General features: G+C 40.9%; 20 protein-coding genes. 5 read left to right on the top strand and 15 right to left on the bottom strand.

Going from position 1 to position 23,496, the window contains the following annotated elements; all coding sequences use genetic code 11:
• Positions 1-5: 5 nt before the first annotated feature.
• Together AXF23_RS08380 and tsaB are read right to left on the bottom strand one after the other, a co-directional pair.
• Positions 6-605 (bottom strand): DUF4290 domain-containing protein, encoded by a 600-nt coding sequence (locus tag AXF23_RS08380; protein ID WP_107624970.1) that lies wholly within the window; start codon positions 603-605, stop codon positions 6-8.
• A gap of 57 nt (positions 606-662) precedes the next feature.
• Positions 663-1,355, bottom strand: a complete 693-nt coding sequence (tsaB, locus tag AXF23_RS08385; protein WP_107624971.1) for a tRNA (adenosine(37)-N6)-threonylcarbamoyltransferase complex dimerization subunit type 1 TsaB — start codon at positions 1,353-1,355, stop codon at positions 663-665.
• A gap of 90 nt (positions 1,356-1,445) precedes the next feature.
• Here tsaB and AXF23_RS08390 point away from each other — a divergent pair, with 90 nt between their 5' ends.
• The 3 genes from AXF23_RS08390 to nadD all read left to right on the top strand — a co-directional run bounded on the left by AXF23_RS08390 (position 1,446) and on the right by nadD (position 4,401).
• Positions 1,446-2,324, top strand: a complete 879-nt coding sequence (locus AXF23_RS08390; RefSeq protein WP_107624972.1) for a YicC/YloC family endoribonuclease — start codon at positions 1,446-1,448, stop codon at positions 2,322-2,324.
• A 204-nt stretch (positions 2,325-2,528) separates the two neighbouring features.
• The gene (gene gmk / locus AXF23_RS08395) at positions 2,529-3,632 is read left to right on the top strand and encodes a guanylate kinase (protein ID WP_107624973.1); all 1,104 of its coding nucleotides are present in this window, start codon (positions 2,529-2,531) and stop codon (positions 3,630-3,632) included.
• Positions 3,633-3,774: 142 nt separating this feature from the next.
• Positions 3,775-4,401 carry a nicotinate (nicotinamide) nucleotide adenylyltransferase gene (nadD, locus tag AXF23_RS08400; RefSeq protein ID WP_199222173.1) on the top strand — a complete coding sequence of 209 codons (627 nt, stop codon included), beginning with the start codon at positions 3,775-3,777 and terminating at the stop codon, positions 4,399-4,401.
• Between the two features lie 141 nt (positions 4,402-4,542).
• Here the strand turns inward: nadD and AXF23_RS08405 are convergent, their stop codons facing one another.
• The 8 genes from AXF23_RS08405 to AXF23_RS08435 all read right to left on the bottom strand — a co-directional run bounded on the left by AXF23_RS08405 (position 4,543) and on the right by AXF23_RS08435 (position 14,137).
• Positions 4,543-5,436 (bottom strand): helix-turn-helix domain-containing protein, encoded by an 894-nt coding sequence (locus AXF23_RS08405; protein ID WP_107624974.1) that lies wholly within the window; start codon positions 5,434-5,436, stop codon positions 4,543-4,545.
• A gap of 279 nt (positions 5,437-5,715) precedes the next feature.
• Positions 5,716-5,889, bottom strand: coding sequence for a hypothetical protein (locus AXF23_RS15950; RefSeq protein WP_158267688.1), 174 nt, complete (start codon positions 5,887-5,889; stop codon positions 5,716-5,718).
• Between the two features lie 3 nt (positions 5,890-5,892).
• On the bottom strand, positions 5,893-6,096 hold the full coding sequence (locus AXF23_RS08410; protein WP_009010846.1) for a hypothetical protein: 204 nt from the start codon (positions 6,094-6,096) through the stop codon (positions 5,893-5,895).
• Positions 6,097-6,226: 130 nt separating this feature from the next.
• Positions 6,227-9,661: a leucine-rich repeat domain-containing protein gene (locus tag AXF23_RS08415; RefSeq protein WP_107624975.1), complete on the bottom strand. Its 3,435-nt coding sequence runs from the start codon at positions 9,659-9,661 to the stop codon at positions 6,227-6,229.
• A gap of 830 nt (positions 9,662-10,491) precedes the next feature.
• Entirely contained in the window at positions 10,492-11,394 is a 903-nt protein-coding gene (locus tag AXF23_RS08420) for a hypothetical protein (protein WP_107624976.1), read from the bottom strand.
• On the bottom strand, positions 11,391-12,440 hold the full coding sequence (locus AXF23_RS08425; RefSeq protein ID WP_107624977.1) for an NAD-dependent epimerase/dehydratase family protein: 1,050 nt from the start codon (positions 12,438-12,440) through the stop codon (positions 11,391-11,393). Before AXF23_RS08425 ends, AXF23_RS08420 begins: the two co-directional genes overlap by 4 nt.
• A 54-nt stretch (positions 12,441-12,494) precedes the next feature.
• Positions 12,495-13,229 carry an IspD/TarI family cytidylyltransferase gene (locus AXF23_RS08430; protein WP_107624978.1) on the bottom strand — a complete coding sequence of 245 codons (735 nt, stop codon included), beginning with the start codon at positions 13,227-13,229 and terminating at the stop codon, positions 12,495-12,497.
• 77 nt (positions 13,230-13,306) lie between these two features.
• The gene (locus AXF23_RS08435; protein ID WP_107624979.1) at positions 13,307-14,137 is read right to left on the bottom strand and encodes a LicD family protein; all 831 of its coding nucleotides are present in this window, start codon (positions 14,135-14,137) and stop codon (positions 13,307-13,309) included.
• A 925-nt stretch (positions 14,138-15,062) separates the two neighbouring features.
• On the opposite strand from AXF23_RS08435, the gene AXF23_RS08445 reads away from it, so the two are divergent.
• Positions 15,063-15,578 (top strand): hypothetical protein, encoded by a 516-nt coding sequence (locus AXF23_RS08445; protein WP_107624980.1) that lies wholly within the window; start codon positions 15,063-15,065, stop codon positions 15,576-15,578.
• A 487-nt stretch (positions 15,579-16,065) separates the two neighbouring features.
• On the top strand, positions 16,066-17,508 hold the full coding sequence (locus tag AXF23_RS08450; RefSeq protein ID WP_107624981.1) for a lipopolysaccharide biosynthesis protein: 1,443 nt from the start codon (positions 16,066-16,068) through the stop codon (positions 17,506-17,508).
• A gap of 11 nt (positions 17,509-17,519) precedes the next feature.
• Here AXF23_RS08450 and AXF23_RS08455 read toward each other — a convergent pair whose 3' ends face one another.
• The 5 genes from AXF23_RS08455 to AXF23_RS08475 form a co-directional block, all read right to left on the bottom strand.
• On the bottom strand, positions 17,520-18,482 hold the full coding sequence (locus tag AXF23_RS08455) for a glycosyltransferase (protein ID WP_107624982.1): 963 nt from the start codon (positions 18,480-18,482) through the stop codon (positions 17,520-17,522).
• Positions 18,483-18,489: 7 nt separating this feature from the next.
• Positions 18,490-19,914 carry a DUF6080 domain-containing protein gene (locus AXF23_RS08460; RefSeq protein ID WP_370445507.1) on the bottom strand — a complete coding sequence of 475 codons (1,425 nt, stop codon included), beginning with the start codon at positions 19,912-19,914 and terminating at the stop codon, positions 18,490-18,492.
• A gap of 3 nt (positions 19,915-19,917) precedes the next feature.
• A complete protein-coding gene (locus AXF23_RS08465; protein ID WP_107624983.1) occupies positions 19,918-21,267 on the bottom strand; it encodes a DUF6080 domain-containing protein in 1,350 nt (449 codons plus the stop codon).
• Between the two features lie 1,231 nt (positions 21,268-22,498).
• On the bottom strand, positions 22,499-22,888 hold the full coding sequence (locus AXF23_RS08470) for a GtrA family protein (protein WP_107624984.1): 390 nt from the start codon (positions 22,886-22,888) through the stop codon (positions 22,499-22,501).
• 2 nt (positions 22,889-22,890) lie between these two features.
• Positions 22,891-23,496, bottom strand: a complete 606-nt coding sequence (locus AXF23_RS08475) for an HAD family hydrolase (protein WP_107624985.1) — start codon at positions 23,494-23,496, stop codon at positions 22,891-22,893.

Consider the following 23,496-nt stretch of genomic DNA (forward strand, 5'->3'; position numbering starts at 1 on the left):
CTATTTTACTTTTTCTTCTTATTACGAGGCTGGGCAAACTCTCTCGCATTACTTTTCTCAAACTTGAATGTATCAAGATCAAGCTGAATCTTACCATCCGTAAAGCGGGCAAGGTCCGAAGCTATCTTCTCATCATCACAGGTTCCATGTCCCCACTGCATCAGACTACGTTTCATCTGATTAGCAACCGAACGCACGAACGCATCCCGACGAGTCCCTGGTTCCATTGTCTTCAGCTCTTCAAAAGCTTCAAACAACAATTTTCCATAGTGTCTTACAGGAATATTCGACATCGGATAGCTCATTGGCTCTGGCTTAGTAGCAATCTTCAAAGCCTCTGACACATCGCAAGGATAGTCAATATCCAACTCAAAGTTTGCCATCAATGCCAGATGATCCCATAACTTCTCCATGTGATCAAAGTTACTACGGTTCTGGGCATTCATCCTATCCATAATGGAAATGATGGTTTCTGCACACCGCTGACGCTCTTCCTTTGTAGGGAGGCCAATGGCATAATCTACCATGTTTTGTATCTCTCGCCCATACTGTGGTAGTATGAGTCTCTCTCGCTGTGTGTTATAATCTAATCCTTCTATATTCATTGAGTGATGAATGTTTAATTGTAAGTGATGAGAACTATCCTAAGATAGTTACCTATACTATAGCAAAGGCTTAGCTTGCTTAGCAACGAAATCTTTCAAATAGAACGGTACAAAGTATGCTACATCCTCATATTTCTCTTGTGCAATACGCTTCTCTGCCAAAGGGAACATATTCTTTGCCAAGGCATCAATACCTTTAATCAAGTGTGCATTAGGATGATTAATAACATCCATACACTTCTCTGCGCCATCTCCAAAGAAATAGACAGGACCTCGATCAAGGTATTCTTTGTAAGTATTCTCGTCGACAACATCTGCTTGAATACCACGAACCTCCTTCAAAGCACGGTCATAGACAGCAGAATAAACCTCCATACGACGCGCATCTATCATAGGAACAAGGAGTGCTCCCTCCTCTATCTCTTCATGATGCAGCAGTACTGGTACTGCCAAAAGCTCGAGTGTAGGGATAGCTACGAGTTTTACTCCACGACCATAACAAATTCCCTTTGCCATAGACACACCAACACGCAAACCAGTATATGAGCCTGGTCCGCTACTAACGGCTACCGCATCAAGTGTCAAGGCGTTATCATCAATAAAGGCGAGCGCCTCGTCTACAAACGTTCCTAACTTTTCTCTATGCTTAGGATCGAACGTATCTTGCTTATCGAAAATACAAGTTCCATCCTGACTTACTGCAACAGAGCACACATTTGTACTCGTATCAATATTTAATATACAAGTCATAAAACACAATTATGTTCTAAATAACTTGCAAATATACTCTTTTTATTCCACATTTTTTGTACATTTGCAGAAAAATAATGCGAAAAGCTCATGATACTATCAATGACAGGCTATGGCAAGGCAGTTGTAGCCTACAAGGAAAAGAAAATCAACGTTGAAGTGAAATCACTTAATAGTAAGTCACTCGACCTATCTGCCCGCATCGCACCCCTCTACAGAGAAAAGGAAATGGAAATCCGTCGTATGCTTGCACAAAAGCTGGAACGCGGTAAGGTAGACTTCTCATTATGGGTAGAGAAGGAAGCAACGGTTGATGCTACTCCTATCAATGCGGCACTTGTAGAAAACTATTATAGACAGATTAAAGTCATCGCAGACAATACTGGTATTCCTGAACCAGAGAATTGGTTCGCTACTCTTCTCCGCTTACCTGACGTAACGACAAAGACTGAAGTTGAGGTGTTGGACGAGGAGGAATGGGACGTTGCACAGCAGGCTATCAATGACGCCGTTGAAAGACTTATAGATTTCCGTAAACAAGAAGGGGCAGCACTTCAAAAGAAATTTACTGAGAAGATTGATAACATTGCTGAATTGCTTAAAAGCATAGAGCCTTTTGAGAAAGGACGCGTGCCTAAGATTAAAGACAAGATTATCGATGGTCTTAAACAAATCCCCGAAGTCGACTATGACAAAAATCGTCTTGAACAAGAATTGATTTACTACATAGAGAAACTTGACATCAACGAAGAGAAGCAAAGACTTGCTAACCACCTCAAATATTTCCGTGAGACGATGAAAGAGAGTGGACATGGTGTAGGCAAGAAGCTCGGTTTCATTGCTCAAGAGATGGGTCGTGAAATCAATACTACTGGTTCTAAGAGCAATCAAGCTGAGATGCAGAACATCGTAGTTAAGATGAAAGACGAGTTGGAACAGATTAAGGAACAAGTGTTGAATGCGCTGTAAAGACCTCCCCCAGCCCCTCCGAAGGAGGGGAGTGCCTAACGGGATAAAGTTGGATAAAGGTAGTCACTACAATTGGAGATAATGAGGATATTGAAATAAGTGAGTAAACATACCTTCTTCTGAAAATAAGGAATAGTATCGCAAATAAGAAACATCTCCTATGTCAAAATATTCATAGATTATAAAACAAACTAAGTCGAAGCTATGGAAAAGAAAGATAAAGGACACTGTTATTTTGGGAACCTTCACTACCATACCAATGATGCTTCTACTTATCAGCTACTTTGTCAAAATGCAAAATATAATAGGAAACATCCTACTGAGGCAGAGGCACTTTTATGGGAATACCTTAGGGGAAAACAATTAGGTGTACGCTTTCGCCGACAACATCCTATCTATGACTATATCCCTGACTTCGTCTGCCTTACATTAAACCTTATAATAGAAGTTGACGGAGGATATCACACTATAAAGGAACAACGATTAAACGATGAGAAACGAGATGCCTACCTTGCATCCTTTGGTTTTCAAATCATACGATTCACCAATGAAGAAGTGCTTTACGATCTCAATAATGTATTAAACAAAATAAAAACAGCTATGAACAAGCTTTCATCTGAGAACCAATCTGCTAATACGACACCAACAGCAAAGATACAGGAAGACATTTCTAATTTCAATTCGTCTCCTAACATATCCCAAGACTGTCTGTTAGGCACTCCCCTCCTTCGGAGGGGTGGGGGGAGGTTACTCATTCTTTCAGCGCCTTCTGGTGCTGGTAAGAGCACCATCGTTCAATGGTTAATGAAGGAACATCCCGAATTGAAGTTGGCTTTCTCCATCAGTTGTACTACTCGTGCACCACGTGGTACAGAGCAGAATGGTGTGGAATATATCTTCCTCTCACCAGAAGAGTTCAAAGAGAAGATTCATAATGGAGAATTTTTAGAGTTTGAGGAGGTCTATGAGAATCGCTTCTATGGTACATTGAAATCACAAGTAGAAAACCAGGTAGAAGCTGGTCAGAACGTAGTCTTCGATGTAGACGTTAAGGGCGGATGTAATATTAAGAAATTCTATGGTGAACGTGCTTTGAGCTTATTTATTCAACCTCCATCTGTAGAAGAGCTCCGTCGTCGCCTTGTTGGCCGTCAGACTGATTGTGCTGAAGCCATCGAGAATCGTCTTGCTAAAGCGTCCTACGAGCTTACCTTTGCTAAGAATTTCGATAGAGTCATTGTCAATGATGACCTTGAAAAGGCAAAACAAGAGACATACGAGATTGTAAAAACATTTTTGGAAGGATAAGAAACTTCCCTCAGTTCTCCAAAGAGATAGACCTTAATGGGAAGACTAAGAGGAAGAATATCTTTATCATAAAGTTTAGAATTTCGGACATAACAGTTGCCTCTATGTTAATTCAAGTGATTAGTTCCACAACAACCTCTCTATGAAACCATCAACTAACTTTATTCCGTCAAGCTCTCCCGTCCCTTCGGAGGAGTCAGAAAGAGTTTCCATTGGTATCTTTGGGGGCTCCTTCAATCCTATTCATAACGGACATATTGCGTTAGCTGAGGCTTTTCTTAAGAAGAAGAAATTAGACGAGGTGTGGTTCATGGTGTCTCCTCTGAACCCTTTCAAAGTTAATCAACAACTCTTAGCCGACCAACAACGATTAGATTTAGTGCGCAAAGCAACAGCTGACAATCATCATTTTAAGGCTTCGGACTACGAGTTTCATCTTTCGAAACCTTCTTACACATGGAACACTCTACAGCATCTTAGTAACGACTACCCCACTCATCGCTTCACTCTTCTCATTGGTGGCGATAATTGGGAAGCCTTCGACCGATGGTATCATGCAGAGGATATCCTCTCCCACTACCCTATCGTGGTATATCCACGACACAATCAAAGACTCTCTGAGACCTCACTACCTCAGGGAGTCACTTTCCTTCAAACACCTTTTATTGATATCAGTAGTACAGACATACGCCAACGCGTAAGCCAAGGAAAGACTATTGACGGTCTGGTACCTACAACGATCATCTCTGATGTTCAGCGCTTATATTAAGTTGTTTCACAAGAGCAGTTTACAATAGTAGATTATCCATATTATATACAGACGAGCAAATAACCGACTAATAATAGGATGGTTTTACTAACATGCAATTGTCTCCTTCACCTATTATCTCATCCTTTCAAAAGTCAAACATCAACTCTTTGTTACTCTAAATGCAGTGGCTGTAATGCCTGTTCTCCGTTTATAGAACTTGCACAGCGAACTCAGAGACACAAAGTTGTACTCATCAGCAATCATCTTCAAAGACTTATTAGAATAACGCAATTCAAGTTCTATAAGCGTAATCAGGGTCTTATCAATCCACTCTTTTGCAGTAATTCCTGTTTCCTTTTTAATTATCATTCCTAAATAATGGGCAGTCATGCATAATTCAGAAGCATAGAATTCTAATTCATGCTCAATCTTAGCATTCTCATTTACCAATCGAATAAATCGCTCCACCACCTGCTTATTCCTCGACCAGCCACCTCGTGACTCTGTTGTCATCAGTTTATACTGTGACTGAGCATAATTCAATACAGAAACAAAAAGGAAGTGTAATGTCTCGTCACTTACTGATTGAAGAGATGACAAACTATAGAGCATTTGCGTATATTGCTCCCAGACCATTTGTTCTTTCTCATCCAAATGAATAGAGAAACATAAATCTGGAGACAGAAACAACTCCGGTAATTTTCCGCCAAAGACCATACGCATAAAGTCTTCTGTCATCGTAAAGCCATCAAAAGTCGTATCATGCCCAAAGGCATCATCATTAACCGTTGCTCCCCAGTTAATAAACAATAAGTCACCAGGCTTACAATGATACTTCTTATATCCAACAGTAGGCTCACACCATCCCCTCTTAACCATCGCTATTCGTGCTACATTTGCTTTCACAGGATAGTTATTATCAAGGAGCGGCTTAAAGAAGCTGTTGCAATTACGTGTAATAAGAAATTTAGAACCAACATAGATGTCGCCCTCTATATTTGCTCTTTCATTCCTTACAAAAGACAGAATGTCTCTGAAGTCCGATACCATCATTTTCGTTTTTCGTTTTTTCTAATTTAGTTCAAATTATTTTGTAAAATTAATGAATATCCTCGACATATTAGATAAAATGACCAAATTATTTCATTAATACGACAGTTTTATGCTACAAACAGCAACTATATTTACGATATAGCAACTAAATAGGGATTATATTCCATGTGATAAAGTACATTAATAACAAAAAGGGCAGACCCTCGTCACAAAGAGTCCACCCTCAAAACAAAGAGGTTAAATACTTAACTCACATTATTATTTTATTATAAAGACTATTTATCCAATAAGTCCATACATATATGCACAAAGGGCAATCATCATCAACGAGCATACACCAAGTAAACCTAATGCAACACGTTTCAGTATTTCTTTCATGCGATTGTGCATCATCTCTTTATAGAAATAGGTTCTTGCATCCATCATTTCAGAATGATGTGATAGTCGTATCATAGGTTATTCCTCCTCTTCCCAAGCTGTGAATTCATAAATAGGCTTTGCTGCTACCTCATCATCATCATCAAGGTCACCACCTTGACCAGGGGCTGTAGAAGACACGCGAGGACTTGTCTGTAAAACAGCTGTATGGTCGTCCATCAATCCCTCTGCCCTTAGATCACAACAAAGTATCTCCGGTGTTATATATTCTTTCTTTTCCATTATCTTATCTCCTTTAATTTTCTTTTTTAGTGAACTTGCTAATCATGGTGCTTCTTTTAGCTGTAGGGGAGTCGTTATGATTATGGACACTCAGACATCCCCTACAACATAAAAGCATCTTAGATTATTCTTACTTCAATACTACCTTCTTACCATTGTGGATGAACACGCCATGTTGTGGGTTCTCTACACGCTGGCCCTGTAAGTTATAATAAGCATTATTGTCTACGACATTGTTGTTCTCTACTGTTTCGATAGCATTTACAATGTTATGATCCTCACCATCGTCAAAGACAAACATTACCTTTACTGAAGCAGACAACGTTACCTTTGGACGAGCAACAGCCTTATGAACAGGGATCGTACGGTCAGTTCCTATCTTGAGAGGCTTAAAGATACCAGCAGTTGTCATTGCGAAGATTGGGTCAGAAGTAGATGACTGCTTCTTTGTATCCTTCACCGTCACACCTTCCATGATATTATTTGAGAGACTATATGTAACATTGTCCTTCTCACCGATAGCATAGTAGAAGTCTGCAGGAGTACTTGCTCCACTACGGCTCTCCAGTAACACACCTGTTTCTGCAGGTACATAATCATAGTCAGTTACGTTAGTATTACCATAATTAATACTCTTCATGATGAACTTAGTAGTCTGTACACCAGTAGCATCTGTCTCTGTTGACATACCAGCAGTCTGCGTAATGAAAGCACCAATGCGTCCTGCTTCATTGTTTTCACGTGCATAGATACCGAGGTCAGCATCAAACTCACGTGCGAAAGTACCATACCAATGTGCTATATTAATCTCACCTGGTATCTTATAAGATGTCTGACCTGCATAACGAGACCAACCTGTAGCAGTCTTATAAGCATTCTCAGCAGACTTCTTTACATAGACCTTAAGACTTGGTTCAAACTCCTTCTGGGTATAGTTACCTAAGTTGTCAAAGTATTCCCACTTTGTTGCACTCATATCCTTTGTAGGTTCAGTAGCGGTGAAGTAGATACGCTTAACGCTTGAAGTACCATTACTCTTCTTGAAGGCATCGAGACCTACATAATCAAGTGTATTCTTAAAGACAACCTCCTGTATATTGGTTGTGTTGTCATTCATCGCATAGTCGCCCCAAAGACGCACCTCGTATGTGTTATTGTTGTCATCTGTTACGGTTGGCTTTACTACGTATGTATAGACATCAGCTTGTGTACCAACAATCATTACAGCCTTCTTTGACAATGGGAAATATTCTGTTGTACCATTGCCAGCACCATTAGTTTCTTTGAAGAAAGAGACACCTCTGGTACGGAACTGACTCCATAACGGATCACTATCAAATGCTGCTTTAGCATCTTTACGTACACTAAGGTCTATCTTAGTCTTATCTACATTAGCAGGATTGAATGCTGATGCTGCAACATCAGTAATAGGAGTCTTACCTAAGAAGGCTATTGTATTCAAGTTACCAACACGGTCAAAAGCGAAATCTTCAATCTTCTTTACCTTCTCTGGAATTGTTACGTTCTCAAGAGCCTGTACGAAATAGAATGCTTGCTTACCGATTGTCTCAATAGTTGGAGGCAACATCGTATAATAGGTATTGGCCTTTGCAGGAGGGAATGATACTAATGTCTTCTTATCTTTACTCAATAAGAAGCCATCTACACTGGAGTAAACGGTATTGTTCTTATCTACTGTGAACTTTTCAAGTTTAGCACATTCTTGGAAGCCTGTAGCGTCAATTGTGGTCACACTTGCTGGGATTACAACCTCCGTCAAGCTCGAACAAGTATTGAAAGCATCCTTACTAATCGTTGTAACAGTACTTGGAAGCTCTATTCTCTTTAATGCTTTTGCATTTTGGAACGCACCTTCACCAATAACAGTCATTGTAGCAGGTTGCTTAAAGGTGATAGTCTCCAAACCAGAAGCACCATTGAAAGCTCCTCTCTCAAGGACTGTAACCTTCTCTGGAATAACAAAGCTCTTCAATTTATCATCACCACTGAATGCATCTGCCTGAATCTTATTCAATGTAGAAGAACCCTCAAAGGTAAATTCTTCAAGGTCCTTACACCCATTGAAAGCACCCGTATTGATTGATTGCAACTGTGAACCATCTGCAACAGTAACCTTCTTTAATTTAGTTGAGCCAAAGGCACTCCAACTAACAACTTCTAATGATGCTGGTATGTTAAGTTCGGTTAGTCCTGAACCTTGGAAGGCAAACGTACCGATAGTCTTAATCTTTGCTGGTGCTTCAAAAGTGATGTTCTCTAATTTTGTAGTTGCTTGGAAAGCATCATTATCAATCACTTCAAGATTACTATTGAAGTTCACCTTGGTTACCTTCTGAGCATAGTAAAAAGCTCTTTTACGAATCTTCTTTGTGGTTGGTAAAGTAGTATATTCACCAGCCTTACCAGCAGGGAACAACACAAGTTCTTCCTTATTCTTTGTGTAAATAACACCATCAGCAGCTGTATAGTTAGGATTTGCTGGGTCTACATCAAATGCAGAAAGGTCGTTATTACCACCGAAAGCGCCATCTTCTATCGTATCAACAGAAGGACCAAGCAATACATTTCTTAATTTAACAGCCTTGTCAAAAGCACCTTTAGCGAGTTTCTTTACACCATTCAGTTCGATAGCAGTAAGTCCATTAACCTGTGCGAAGGCTGCTTGCTCTATAGATTCTACACCATCAGGAATCTTGTAAACACTTGCGTTAGGCTGCCCTGTCACACCTTGATAAGCTGGATTAGTTGAAGAAGAACCTGCTTTCCCATTTGGATAAGCAATCAACTTTTTACCATCAGCCGATAAGAGGATACCATCAACAGACTTAAATGCCGTGTTACCAGCAGCAACAGCAATCTCTTTAAGGTTCTGAGCACTTGTATAACCATTGAACTCTGCTGTTGAAGGGGATTCCTTTAACGAAGCTGGTAAAGTAATTTTTGTTAGGTAAGATGCACGTTGGAAAGCATTTGTGTATACACCATAAACACCTTCTGGCACTGTATATTCTGCATCAGGTCTTGCCAAAGGATATGCTGCTACCCACTCTTTTGAATCCTTCTTCTCAATGAGCACACCATTATCAGAGCGGAAGTTTGGGTTCGCAGCATCAACGTTAATTGCTGTAAGGTGGCTCATCTGACCAAAAGCACCACTTTTGATTTCAGTGACAGATTTTGGTATTGTGATGCTTGTGATATTACCACCCTTAAACGCATTAGCCTCAATTCTCACGATTGTGTTAGGCATCGTGACAGATGTTGCATTAGGAACTGTACTGTTATTAGCAATAGCCGTTACATTAAAAGTATACTGGTTATTAGGATCCGTAACAGTTGCAGGGATGTTTACGGTAGTGTTCGTAGATGATACAAACGCCACATTGTAAGTTTTAGTAGTGCCTGGCACTGTCCCTGGAATCATCTCAGTAACTACGTACGTATTACCATCCCGAGTAAAGATGTCGTTCTTTATCAGTGCACTTGCATTGGTCACATATAGCAATGCAAGCAATACGAACAAAAGGAATTTAATTTTCTTCATTTTCGTCTTTAGTTTTAATTATTTGATATATCTTTTCCTTCTCTATTCAAAAGGGGGCTTTATCAAAAACTTCGAGTCCTGCGATGATGTCACATAATTATATATATACCATTCATTACCCAGACACACTGTACAACGGATAACCATCTTCCAGTCGTTAGAAAGACTCTCACGGAGTAGAACTTTGAGTTATTAGGCCGCCTCAGCGTGCTTGAATATTTTTGTCCTGACACCTATGTGGAGATATCTTAATTTTAGTATTGCAAAGTTAAAGCAAACCGCTTATAAGAAGATTATCGAATAATTGTTATAAATTTCCTTTTTATTCGTTTAATTTTCCTTTCCTTCTTTATTATTGCCCTTTTAGTTAAGCACTCCTAATCAAAGTTAAGTTGACCCGTAAAAATTACGATTATGAATATTATTTACACTTACAAATAATCTTATTAACTCTTGCTCGCCTTATATACAAACGTCATGATATTAAGAACAAAAATGGTTCACCACGAAAAGCGACTGCTATTACCTATTTAAATAAGGAAGACAAACACTCCTATTACCCTAATTTAATTTTAGTTTTAGTTGCTGTCATTTTAACATTTGAAGGATATCTTTTGATTATCAAGGTATTAGGAGCACACAAGACATGACAGATATGACAGGAAAATCATTTTCATATCAAATAGAGGTAATAAGAAAGTATAACAGACAAGAGGGCTGGGAGCGCATATTAGTCCCCAGCCCTAAAAGCTTACATATAAAAGAATATTTATCAAGAACGAATAGGATTGAGTGAGAACATACCTCTCTAAACAATCCATCACCTTATATTATATCTCATTCTTTAGTTTCTGGAAACGTTTCTGACACCGTTTCTTATAATTGTATTTGAAGATATGCTTTTCTATTTTCCGCATATTATAAGTAAACGAGAAGCACACCTTATCAAGCCACTTTGACTGCTCATCCGTATAGATAGAACGAGGAATCCTTACGAAGTAGAGGTCGGCTATTGTGTCAAATGCCGAGAACTGTCGATGGTTTCTCTCAAAAAGCCATACCTCAGAATAGAAACGATTGGTAGAAATAACCGCTTTATCAAAAGTTGGTAGTGTCCTTATATAAGCCGACCTTGCCCACCAGAAACTACCAGAATACATTGTATAGTTTCGTGGTGGCCATCGATAACAGCTATAGGTATCGTAGCCTTCATTCAGAATATTCACGGCAACCTTCCATTTATCAAAGATGAAATATTCCAACATCTCTCTCCAAGCCTCTATCTTCTTCTTAAAAGAGCAGAAGAGACGGTCGTTAGAGGTTAGCGACTGGTAAGAGATGCCCTTCGTATGGAAGTAATAGAAGAGACAATCCTCCTTTTCAGACAGTTGCTTAATAAACTCTAAAGCAGGATACTCATACCGCTTAGGATCGGTGACATTAGATATTATCACGAGCTTATCACTATTGATAATACGCTTCAGACAGTCCACATCCTCTTGATGGGCTGCTATACAACTCACGTAGAAAGTCGTTGTCGCATCCAGCAGACCACTCTTACGCAGATTATCTATCTGCCTTCTCACCAATGACTCCCATCCAGAGTCTAACATGACATGATAAACACCATAGATTGGCAGTTCATTCTTAGGGTCGCCCTCCCATCTTCGCAAGTCTTTTCGGTCGTAGACATGGAAGAGGCTCTCTCTTATCCGTTGCAGAAAACTACTCATACCTGTTCTTCCTCCATTGAAAGGATGAGTCGACGGAACATCTCCTTCATCCCATAATGAGGTTTCCATCCTAACTCCTGAATACGCTGTGTGGCAAGTCTGAGCTTGGTTGTTGGCGAATATCCCAAGCCTTCTTGTGGCTGTATCACCACCTTCACTCTCTGAGGATTAAACGTTGATGCAACCAACTCTGCCATCTCACGGATAGAGATATAAGTGTCTTTGTTTGCTACATTGTATGCTTCGCCATCCTTACCACGCAAGAGAATATACAGCATTGCCGTGACGGCATCTATCGTATAGCAATAGCAACGACTGAGCTCGCCTGTCGTATGTAGAATGATATCCTCATTCTTCATAACACTGCGTGCAAACTGTGCAAAGACACGATTGTCATTACCATTCACACCAGCACCGAAAGTCTGTGCCAAACGTGCCACCTTCACGTGGACACCATACTCGTCTGCGTAATTATGGCACAATGCCTCGGCAGCTCTCTTTGCTAACGGATAACTGCTACGAGTTGCCATTGGGTCAAGATAGCCCTGCATGTCTTCCGTAAGTGGGTGTCGGTCGTCAGTTACAGTACCATAGACTTCTAACGTTGAGGCTAACACCATCGAACTTACTCCATTCTCATGGGCGTAAGACAATAGGTTTTGCATACCGCCATAGACGGTGTTCATCGTCTCTACAGGGTGTTCAACAAAATCTTTTGAAGCTGTCGGGGCAGCAAAGTGGAAGAGGTAGTCTATTTTTTTTGTAGGTATGAATGGTTCAACACAAGAGAAGTCGTATGAATAATAGCTGATTTCATCGCTTGCCTGACCAAACATTCTCTCTGCCTTTTGTACGTTCCTTACAACAGCCACCACGTGTAAGTTGATACCTTTTTCTGTGCGTAGAGCCAACAGACAACGTACCATACACGCCCCCAACAAGCCAGTTGCCCCCGTTACAACAATCGTCTTCCCTTCCAATGCTGCTGAGAAAGGGAACGTATCAGCAAAATAGCTTATATCTTCTTTTAGTATTCTTTCCTTCATTCTAACCCTATAAAGTTATAAAAATCTCCATTCCATCGACACATAACAACAACTTTACAATCCAAATATCTGCTGATCTTCATGCACCTTCACCATCGCACGCAGCACGAAGAAATCTGTTGGGGTTGTAATCTTAATATTCTCCATCGGTCCGATAATCGTCCCTAACTTATAACCATAGTGGCTCATCATCGTACAAGAATCGATGAAATCGGCTTTTCCTTCCGCCAAGGAGCGTCTATGAGCAGTTATTATATCGATCAAACGAAAACTCTGTGGTGCACGAGCAATGAACGAATCGGCACGCGAAGGAATCTCTAAAGCATCATCAGCCTGCTTCACGATAAGTGTTTCTGTTGCTGGGATACAAGTGATACAACTCCCGACCTCTTCTACTTTCTTGATGTTATCTGTTATTGTCTCTTCTGTTATCAGCGGACGAACACCATCGTGAATAAGAACGGTTGTCTCTTCGTTGCTTACACCCTTGCTCTGTGCATATTCCTCTGCAGCACACAGTCCCTTGTAGATAGACTCTTGTCCAGACTTTCCACCTGGTATAATCTTCACTACCTTATTAATCTCAAACTTACGGAGCTGCTTCTCAAGGAAAGGAATCCAGCTTTCAATACATGCTACTACGATAGCATCTATATCTGTGTGGTTGTCAAACAACTCTAATGTATAGATGATTATCGGCTTTCCGTTTAGGTCAAGAAACTGCTTAGGGCGCGACTTCGTGTGCATACGTAGTCCAGAACCTCCTGCAAAGATTACTGCTATGTTCATACTTATATTTGGTTAATTGTTATTTTGAAGATGGAGATATCACAGTCTACTAATACCTACATTACTACACTATCCTACTACTTAAAGACAACATCTATCTTGTGTCTATCACGCTTGTCCCTTGGTGGTAAGTCCATGTAGTTCCCATAGGCGATACGACATAACTCATCAGCATCGGCTGGCCCTTCAAAGGTATGACCTTCAAAGACGATGTCTTTATGTGGTATCATGCAACGACGCGGGTTCTGCTCATAAAACCATGCACCGTAAGAGTGCATATAGAGGTCGGGATTACCAAATAGTTTCCCTATAAAGCGGAACACTGGAAAGACGATGACATGTAGGAACTTATAACCCATTTGCGCCAACTGAGGGTAACGACCAGCTAACTTTGTGTTAACATTGACTGATAGTTTGGCTGCCAAACGCTGCAACCAAGGAATCATGTTACCCTCATAGGGGAAGATGTCTACATGGAGTCCTCTAAATTTCTGCGCCTCGTGCATTCTTCGGTCAGCACTCTGCTGATTATCATGACTCCTGTTCTCGCTCTTTAAGTCACGCAGACAAGCCCATTCCTTATAGAAACCAGGGTCGGTATCGTTGTCTTGTAAGACGAATTGAGGGTGTGGATGCGCCTTCAGATAGTCACAGAGCCGTTTAAAATCCTTGTAGTCTACAACCATGTCAATATCATCATCCCAAGGAATAAACCCTCCATGACGCATTGCCCCTAACACATTTCCGCCATCAAGTCGGCAAGGAACACCTAGCTTCTTTGCTGTTTCTTGCAGATAGATAGCCATGTCGAGCAGCCTCAACTGTGCCTGTCGTAGCACAGAACCGTCTGGGTTATATTCCTGTCGGAGGCTTTCTTGTGTCTCTCCTGTGTTGAACGTTTCTATCATCTTCCGTTATTATACTTGTTGCAAAGATAATAAAAGAATATGACTTCACCTTCTCTCTCTATAAAAACTTATCCTTCAATATTGTTATTAGAACCAATATACATATATATGCACGGCCGAGAGGTCACAAAGGGAGAGGTGGCACCACTTGCTTTAAGCCCTGTGTGTTCTGTTCTTCTGTGTAAATCTGTGAGAAATAGAACGCACCCTCTCTATGAGATAACACACAAACAATTCGCTGGAGATTTTTTTCTCTCACAGAACTCACAGATTTAACAGAACATTTCAACCAACGTTTCGAACTCACAGAACGCCTCCGGCATACAGATATCACAGAGGCCTTTCAACTAAGATTGGCTGTAACGTTCTGTGAAATCGGTTGACTTAATGTCTCTGTGGAATGCTGTGTGTTCTGTTCTTCTGTGTAACTCTGTGAGAAAAAGAAATATCTTCTATGAGAGAAAATATCACAGAATTTTCCCTACAAAGATACTAATATAGGGCATAAGAACGTTAAACATACAAACAGATAGTATGAGAGACTGGCGGTGATTACGCCACATCCCATGAGGGATAAGTAGCGGGAAGAACCGCCACGAGGATAGGCTTGAAACAAGAAGAGGCCCTTCAATGTTCAAGAACATGCCCTTCAAGGGGCAAGAAGACGCCCTTCTTGAGGCAAGAAGGGCATGTTCTCAAACACTATTTATAACACGCTGATTTATTGTGGGTTATATATCAGCTTTTTCGAGACTGTTTCCTCCTATTGTGAGAGCGTTAAACGCTAACATTTATACAGGTTCTCTACCGTCAGAAAGATGCTCATCCAGCACTGCTTTTACAGCTAACATCAGCAGAGACACTCATTCTCTCTGCTGACAAAAGACCATCATGAACTCCCAACAGTACGAAATCATTATACGAAATGTGTACACAACAGCACAATATCTATAGGAAGGTTCGAAGCGCATTAAGCTACTTGATGTGGGCAGAACTGTTATGGCTAATATTCAATTGGATATCACCTTGGAAATTATGGAGCGATGCAAACACCTTGATTGTTTGTACATTACCTTGGTTGATACTCTTCTTTCTCATACGATATATCAAACGGAAATGGGAAGAAGAGGGTAATGCCAGTATAGGCTGTTTGTACACAAGCACGTGGATGACCGTCCCACTTATCATTGCACTACAACTCTTTTATCTTTGGATATCACCGCTATTCGACAAAAGCAACGAGATTGTGTACGAGGACACCCATTATCGGGTTACTATCCTTTATGGTTTCCTCGCTACAAATACTGACTTCATACGGATAGACGAGGTTTTCGGGCCTTTTCATCGTGAAGTTTATCAAAGCGAACGCTACGGAATTGACACGAAGAAATTAAATAGTACTACAGCCATCGAAGCCTTCCTAAAACAACAGGAACAGTAGGCAGCTGACTAACTCACGATAACAAGTGATTCTATTAAAACTAATTTTCCTGTCATTCCTGTCATGTATTGAAGGCAGATAACCAACTGTTTCTTAGCCTCTTACCGCAAATGTTAAATATGACAGCAAATGAATTTAAAACTAAATTAGGGGTTTGTGTAATCATTTTATGCCCCTCTTAGGGTAGACTTCACCGATGCGGCTATCAGAAAAAACGCCCTCATCGGGGTTGTTCGACCGTCCCCTGCTGAATACAACACAAAGGATATGATATTTGGCATTTCCAAAGAAAAACGCTACATTTGCAAGTTATATAAGGTAAACATAAAAAGATAGGAGCAAAGGAAAGGGGGACTCGCTATCACAAAGACCAATAAAGTGCTTCAAAAAGGATGTTAGTGCGAGGGGAAAAGACGCAACGGCAGACAAGCAGAGAGGCACTTCACAAAAGAAAAAAATGACTACGTATCACAGAGATACAAACAGAATGGAAAAAGAAACACTAAAGGAGAAAACAGCCAAAGGGCTCTTTTGGGGTGCATTGAACAATGGTACAATGCAGCTACTGAATATAGTTATCGGCATATTCTTAGCTCGTCTACTCACACCATCAGACTATGGTTTAGTGGGGATGCTGGCTGTCTTTACTGCAATAGCAGGTGCTTTGCAAGAGAGTGGGTTCACCACAGCACTTGCAAACATGGAACATCCCACTGACAATGACTATAACTCTGTCTTTTGGTTTAGTGCTATAACGGGGTGGGTATCCTATAGCGTACTATTCTTTTCAGCACCTTTAATAGCCAACTTCTTCCACCACACAGAGCTTATCAACCTATCTCGTTTCCTTTTTGCCTCCCTTTTGTTCTCATCATTAGGAACTGTTCCTGCAGCTTATCTATTTAAGAACATGATGGTAAAAGAAACAGCCCTTCTGCGTATCACAAGTCTTATCATCTCAGGAGTAGTGGGTATCGTGTTAGCCTTAAAGGGTTATGCCTATTGGAGTTTGGCCTGGCAGCAACTGCTTTATATCACCCTCACGAGTCTTTGGCGCTTCTTTATCATTCCTTGGCGTCCCTCATTTCACATCGATTTCAAGCCCGTCAAGAGAATGTTTCCTTTTAGTTATAAGATACTCGTAACGACCATCATCAATACAATTAGCCAAAACATACTAACCTTTATCTTCGGTCGTTTATACTCAGCAAAGGTGGTAGGTAACTTCTCTCAAGCCTTCAAGTGGGATACGATGGCAAGTACCTTCGTGTCTGGAACAGTGTCACAAGTAGCGCAACCAGTATTGGTAGAGGTGAATAATGACGTCAAAAGGCAAGTAAATGTGTTTAGAAAAATGATGCGTTTTACCGCCTTTTTGGTCTTTCCCGCTATGTTCGGATTAGCGATGATATCGCACGAATTTATCATTCTTCTTATATCAGATAAATGGGTAGAGAGTATTCCTTTGTTGCGTATTTTGTGTATTAGTGGGGCTTTCCTACCCTTTTATACAATGTATCAAAACCTCATTCTCAGTCGAGGTAAGTCTGCTGTCTATATGTGGTGTACGGTCTTATTAATCGTAGCACAGGTAGGACTCATTATCCTTTGTTACCAACAAGGAATCGTCTTCATGGTGAGTGTCTATACAGTTATTACTGTCCTTTGGTTGGGTGTGTGGCAGTTCTTCGCACATAAAGAGATTGGCATACGCCTCATAGATATCCTTAAAGATCTTTGTCCTTATCTATTAACATCCGCTGCGGTAATGATTTCCACTTATCTCATTACTTTATGGATACAGAGTCTTCTACTTCTATTATTGACGAGAGTCGTCTTGGCAGCCCTACTCTATTATATCGTAATGAAGTTGGGAGGTTCGCAAACACTAAAGGAATGTCTCAATTACTTTCATCGAAAGAAAGGATAATAGCATTCATCTTAGTGATACATGTACAACTGCATGATAGGATAAAGCATAGCACGAAGTAGTTTGACTGGTCCACCACCTCGTGTATGAAAGAGCTTCTTATAGTTCTTCGTTAGTAGATATTGTAAATGTAAGAAGGCAAAGACGCCCTGCTTGGTCTCCATTCGCATTACTTCGCGAGCTTCGATGAAATCGTGTATATTTGAATGTAAGCCCTCCATCAACATAAGCTTACCTTGAAAGATGGGGACAACCTTCTTACGTATCTCTTTATAATGGTTCAGACTCCACGTTAACTCAGTGAGAGCGTTCCTCCATGAGGGCAGACTACTACTATAATCATTGTAGGTAGTAGCCTCTGCATGGCGTCGGAAGTTCACTAACACCTTATTACAATACACAATACTGTCGTAGGATGCGGCAATAATACTCAACACTGCATCGTAAAGGGTGACCTTATAAACAAGACTCTCGAGGGGTGGTAGGAGATGAATCAATGCTCGCTTACATAATAAAGTATGGCCCGGAAGACCTAAGAACATCATTCGAAAGATATTCACATTGCGTGGTCTATTGTCAAAATAAGCAAAGGAACCATCTGTCGAGAAGGGTCGTGAGTGTCCACTACATAGCATCTTATCTTCTATACAACGCATCTGTGTCTCTATCTTATCCCTCTCCCAGATATCATCTTGGTCGGAGATGGCAATATAATCACCTGTTGCACGATGCAATGCAGAAAGGAAGTTCGCATTAACACCATGTTCGCCTTCATTCTTAAAAGTACGAATAACAGTATGTTTTGACGCATACGCTTGTAGTATCTCCCATGTATGATCCGTCGATCCATCATCTTGAATGATAATCTCATGGATAGGATAAGACTGAGCGAGCAGTGAGTCTATCTGCTCCCTCACGTATTTCTCACCATTGTAAGTACAGAGGACTATTGATACAGAGGCTTTGTTTTCCATAACTTTACTATAGTGTGAAGATAATTAGAGCACTGTTATAAACAATGAGATAGAAAGCTATCAAGGCTGTCAATAGGGTAATAGCATGCCTAATCCCACCTTTCATTGACTTTATCAGGCAACCTATACACAACGGAATGACGTAAGCCCAATGCGCAGTCATTATATATACCTCGTTAATACCAAACCCTAAGCCTATATGAAGTATCATGTCAAGGGCGAAGAATGATAAACACATCCACATCAGCTTACTACGTTTACCAGCCCAGATTCCACCTAAAAAGAGTAAGACGATAAGACCTTCAACAATATAGTTTACGACCCAATTATAACTAACAAAGACTGGACGGTCGCGAATAACATCACATAACGTGTACTTCTGGTGCAACTGTATAGACTCACCAAAGAGGTTTTCAACGAGTGTCTCACGCCGAGAAGTAGTCACATCTGTCCAGTTCAAGAACGGTTGTTTACTCACTGGCGTACCAGAATGAGCATATTGTGGTGCGCTATACTTTGCCTTCAACTGCGCCTTTCGGTGTTTTTTCCATAGTAACGCAAACGCTTCTGCCTGTTGTTGACTGTCTTTAAGATGCGTCGTATCGCTGAACTCTTTCCACATCTTGGTCTTCTCATCCTTTACAGCTTTCTTTTCGTGTGCCTTTCGTGTGTTAACACTATCGGCAACGAACGTTTTGTACTCCCAAAGACCAAAGCTCCAGATTGTTGCAGCAGGTAAGATGACAACAAGAATAAGGTTCTTAGGATGAAAGAAACGCTTCCCCCTTGAGAAAAGATCAGCTAATAACACCTTTAACCCATTATTAAGTGATACGCCAGCAGTAAGGATAAAGAAGACTATCGTCTGCCATCTCTTCAATGGTTTACGCTCTGTCATCTGCTTACCTGTCACATAAATCACTAAGAGAATGAGGAATAACGAAAGGATGAAATGGTCGGGAGAGATAGCTGCTAATAGTACGTATGCGAAGGAAAAGAGTAAGAAAGCGAGCACAGAAGACTCTCGTTGCGAGAGGTGAAGAAGCTCTTTTCCTATTCGCATCATCAATAGGAACGCATAAAGCGAACTAAGGAGAAGGACAATGGCAACGAGAAACTGTACACAGTTAATGCCCAATAAGCTCATTAATCCCTGATTGATAAGATAGACGGGATAGTAGAAGAAAGCCAACAAAGGGTGTCTATGCACATCGTAGGCTGTTGTCCAGTCGGTAACAACGCAGTAAGTGAGTGGGTCAAAACCAGAGACATGAAACCAATCGAGGAAGTTCTTTCGATAATCCTTTGATATTCTTGAGAACACCGAATAGTAAGGAATAATCACTGTAGCGTGCATGATGAGCTGCCACAGGAGGAATAAACAAACCGAAAGACGCTCGTCTTTTCTTATCTTAATAAACTTCATCCACATAGCTTACGACATTAAGTAATAGAATGTCTGTCCTGCATTGTAAATCCAAAGATAGATGGTTAGCATGATTAACGTCACACGCATCACTCTTAGCCATTTCATCGATAATTGTCTCAGTAAGTAACCGTAGGAGATGGGGATGATGAATGCCCATCCTGAGGTCATTATATACACCTCAGTGACGGCAAATCCAAGGATGAGATGCAAGGTGAGGTCACAAGCAAACCAAGCTAAAAGCATTTTAAAGAACCGCTGCTTATAGCTGAACACAATACCTACTATAAATAAGAGGACGATAAAAGCCTCAATGATATAGTTCACACTCCAGTTGTACTCCACGAAGATAGGACGTTCCCACGACACATCCATTAATAACGAACGCTGGTGAAGCTGAATAGACTCACCGAAGAAGTTCTCTACAATGGTTGGAACACGTGGCGTAGAGACATCCATCAACTTCGTTATTACCCCATCTCCCACAGGCTGACCAAGGTGTGTTCGCTGCCATTCGTCTCTTTGCTTCTTATGTTCGAGCACCTTCTGCGGGTTCTTCTTCAGTGTTTCGCTTTCGATATGACGCACAACTGCTTGCTGTGGAACCTCCAAAAGATAATATTGCGACTGTTGAATACCGAGCAATAAGAGCAAAGGAAGGACTACTCCAATAGAGATAAACTTAACGGTAAAGACCTTCTTTCCATTGGTGAATAAGCCTGCTAACAAAGTCTTCGCCCCGTTTGATGTTGCCATTCCTGCTGTAAAGAAGGTCAGAACCAACGATTGCCAAGCGGTTAGTAATTGTCCTTTCTTCATCTTCTTTCCCGTGATGTAAAGCGTCAGAGAGAGCAGCATCAGAGAAACAACGAAGTGGTCTGGCACCATGGTTGGAATGAGTACGTGTCCAAAAGAGAATAACAACAAGGTAAGTAGTCTTGCGTCTTTGCGCCTCAACTCCAATACCTCTCGGAAAACTCGGTACATAAAGAGTACTGCATAGAAGGCTGAAAAGACGATAATGACGGCCATGAAATACACTGCAAAGTTATATCCTACATTCTGTATGAGCCAGTCATTGAGCAGATAGAGCGGATAAAGAAAGGTAAGATACAACGGATGACGTGATGTAACGAAATGGATACGTCCTCCCGAAACCGTTATCCATGACCAACAATCATAGCCTGACATACGAAAGTTCTTGGTAAAGATGCTCCAAAAACCACCATGTACATCCATGGTGTAGACGTGATAGTGGCTTGCTATCACCATCGCATTGAACGTAACAAAGACTGCTAACATGACGAAAGCCAGCCAGCGTTCTTCTTTCTTCACCTTGAAAATATTGAATATGTGCATTGAGTAGCTTTGATTATTTGGTACAAAGGTACGAATTAAAGCACATTTAACAAAAGAATTTGGTAATGTCAGGCAAAACTTTTATCATTTACAGCAATCAATGGCATATTTGACTATACAAGTGAGTGGTCTTTTCTAAGAGGTTTTCCACTTCTCACATTCATGGTCTTAGTACTCATTACTCCTTATCGACATGTGTTTACTTGATTCAAAAAAACTATAATTATCTGCGTTAATTAATCGTCCTTTACAGCTGATTCTAATATTCCCATGTGCCTATTCCAGCAATTTCTCCACACTTTAAAATAGCAATCAGTGCTATGAAAAATCATTACATACAATCAGAACAAACGCCCCTAAGACCAGCGTATTACATCTTCTCTAACCGAAGATATAACCTTCAATAAATCAGCACGTTACGAACAGCAACAAAGAAGACGCCCTTCTTGCTTCAAGAAGGGCGTCTTTAACCTGCAAGAAGGGCATGTTCTTGAACATAGAAGAGCCTCTTCTTGTTGCATACTCGGCCTTTTCTCGGAAAGAGAAGGGAGTAGCTTGCAAAATATCTTGACATTTTCTGTTTACATGGTTAGTATGCTATCTCTCACGGAGGATATTTCTTTCTCTCACAGAAGAACACAGATGAACAGAACACACAAATGTCCACAGAGACATTAAGTCAACCGATAACACAGAACATTACAACCATCATTAGCAGTAACGCTCTGTGAACTCTGTATGCCGAAGGCCTTCTGTGGGATTGAAACTGTGCGCAAAAAGGCTCAGTGAACTCTGTGCGCTCTGTGAGAGAAAACCTCCCTCCCAACAATTCTCCAATGTTCTTTCTCTCACAGAAGAACACAGAAGAACAGAACACACAAATGCCCACAGAGACATTAAGTCAACCGATAACACAGAACATTACAGCCACAGAGGCCTCACCCCCAGCCCCTCTCCGAATGGAGAGGGGAGTGATTACCGAGATACCCCTGTATGTCATCCATGCGTTTAGCGTCTCTTCTCCATTTCTCAGCAGGCCAATAGGGGTAACCTCACATACTACTCCCCTCTCCAATCGGAGAGGGGTTGGGGGTGAGGCCAGCCCAATAGGGGTAACCACACATGCAACATCCTTGCCTGCTGGGGAGGTGTTGTGGGAGGTGCCAGCTATAGATAGGAGGGAGGCCACCTCCTTTCACTCACTTCTTCGGTTCTATCAAGAAATTTATCCTTACTTCCTACGTAGAAAAAAGCGCACCAAAAGGAAGTTTATTGGTACACAAATAGCAAACATAGGAATTAAGGCTAACTGCTTACTAAGCCCTAACCAAAGGAAAAGTTGTAGGAAAGTACTTTGTAAGACATAGTTAATAACATGTGAGAAAACAAAACCCACCCCTCGTTTCGTAGTAGACTTCACACGGAAGGTGTATCGTGTTGAGGCAATATAGTTGAATGTGAAGCTTACAAGATAAGCGATGGTATTAGCAATAAGAGGCTGTAACCAGCATATCATCAACAGATAAGTACCATACTGAATGGCTGCAGCTAATGACCCTACAATGATAAAACGCACGATTTCACTGAGCTTTTTCTTATCTTTAACCTGTCTGCTTAGCATCTTTACTCCGTCTCTCTAAAAGGTTTATAATATCCTTTGTCTGCATGGGCAAGTAGCTCCTTATCTCCTCTACTATCCCCAAAGGCAATCAACTCATAAGACTCACGTTGCGGATAGAGCTCCTTCAGTCGACTTACTTTCTCTTGTCCGTAGCAGTTCTTAGTGATAAACCGCCCAGTAAGATATCCTCCTTCCACTTCGATTTGAGTACCTATCACTTGTATCTTTTTATCGATTTCATCGAAGAAAGGACATACCCAGTTATCAACACTCGCACTGATTATGAGTACAACACTATCTTCTTCCTGTACAGCCATCTGTAGTCTCTTTACACCAGCAGGGCGAAGTAGCTGCTTGTTCTGCTGGGCAAAGTCAACACATAACCGATTAAAACTATCGAGGCTCATCCCCCTAAAGAACCAAGCGAAAACTCTTTGCTTAGCTTTCCAATTAGGATAAAGATGAAGCTTCATTAATATAAGGAGAGGAGAAAAGAGTAGGAAACCCAAGAACAGACGCACACTCCCCTTTGAGAAGCGGATAAACTCTATGAGTGTGTCCTTGGTTGTTAGCGTACCATCGAAGTCGAAAGCGTATATCCTCTTCAT

The sequence above is a fragment of the Prevotella sp. oral taxon 313 genome, assembly GCF_003043935.1.
Lineage (GTDB): Bacteria > Bacteroidota > Bacteroidia > Bacteroidales > Bacteroidaceae > Prevotella > Prevotella jejuni.

Coding starts and splice junctions, on each gene's coding strand:
- AXF23_RS08380 (WP_107624970.1), bottom strand. CDS start 605: ATGAATATAGAAGGATTAGATTATAACACACAGCGAGAGAGACTCATA.
- tsaB (WP_107624971.1), bottom strand. CDS start 1,355: ATGACTTGTATATTAAATATTGATACGAGTACAAATGTGTGCTCTGTT.
- AXF23_RS08390 (WP_107624972.1), top strand. CDS start 1,446: ATGATACTATCAATGACAGGCTATGGCAAGGCAGTTGTAGCCTACAAG.
- gmk (WP_107624973.1), top strand. CDS start 2,529: ATGGAAAAGAAAGATAAAGGACACTGTTATTTTGGGAACCTTCACTAC.
- nadD (WP_199222173.1), top strand. CDS start 3,775: ATGAAACCATCAACTAACTTTATTCCGTCAAGCTCTCCCGTCCCTTCG.
- AXF23_RS08405 (WP_107624974.1), bottom strand. CDS start 5,436: ATGATGGTATCGGACTTCAGAGACATTCTGTCTTTTGTAAGGAATGAA.
- AXF23_RS15950 (WP_158267688.1), bottom strand. CDS start 5,889: ATGATACGACTATCACATCATTCTGAAATGATGGATGCAAGAACCTAT.
- AXF23_RS08410 (WP_009010846.1), bottom strand. CDS start 6,096: ATGGAAAAGAAAGAATATATAACACCGGAGATACTTTGTTGTGATCTA.
- AXF23_RS08415 (WP_107624975.1), bottom strand. CDS start 9,661: ATGAAGAAAATTAAATTCCTTTTGTTCGTATTGCTTGCATTGCTATAT.
- AXF23_RS08420 (WP_107624976.1), bottom strand. CDS start 11,394: ATGAGTAGTTTTCTGCAACGGATAAGAGAGAGCCTCTTCCATGTCTAC.
- AXF23_RS08425 (WP_107624977.1), bottom strand. CDS start 12,440: ATGAAGGAAAGAATACTAAAAGAAGATATAAGCTATTTTGCTGATACG.
- AXF23_RS08430 (WP_107624978.1), bottom strand. CDS start 13,229: ATGAACATAGCAGTAATCTTTGCAGGAGGTTCTGGACTACGTATGCAC.
- AXF23_RS08435 (WP_107624979.1), bottom strand. CDS start 14,137: ATGATAGAAACGTTCAACACAGGAGAGACACAAGAAAGCCTCCGACAG.
- AXF23_RS08445 (WP_107624980.1), top strand. CDS start 15,063: ATGTGTACACAACAGCACAATATCTATAGGAAGGTTCGAAGCGCATTA.
- AXF23_RS08450 (WP_107624981.1), top strand. CDS start 16,066: ATGGAAAAAGAAACACTAAAGGAGAAAACAGCCAAAGGGCTCTTTTGG.
- AXF23_RS08455 (WP_107624982.1), bottom strand. CDS start 18,482: ATGGAAAACAAAGCCTCTGTATCAATAGTCCTCTGTACTTACAATGGT.
- AXF23_RS08460 (WP_370445507.1), bottom strand. CDS start 19,914: ATGTGGATGAAGTTTATTAAGATAAGAAAAGACGAGCGTCTTTCGGTT.
- AXF23_RS08465 (WP_107624983.1), bottom strand. CDS start 21,267: ATGCACATATTCAATATTTTCAAGGTGAAGAAAGAAGAACGCTGGCTG.
- AXF23_RS08470 (WP_107624984.1), bottom strand. CDS start 22,888: ATGCTAAGCAGACAGGTTAAAGATAAGAAAAAGCTCAGTGAAATCGTG.
- AXF23_RS08475 (WP_107624985.1), bottom strand. CDS start 23,496: ATGAAGAGGATATACGCTTTCGACTTCGATGGTACGCTAACAACCAAG.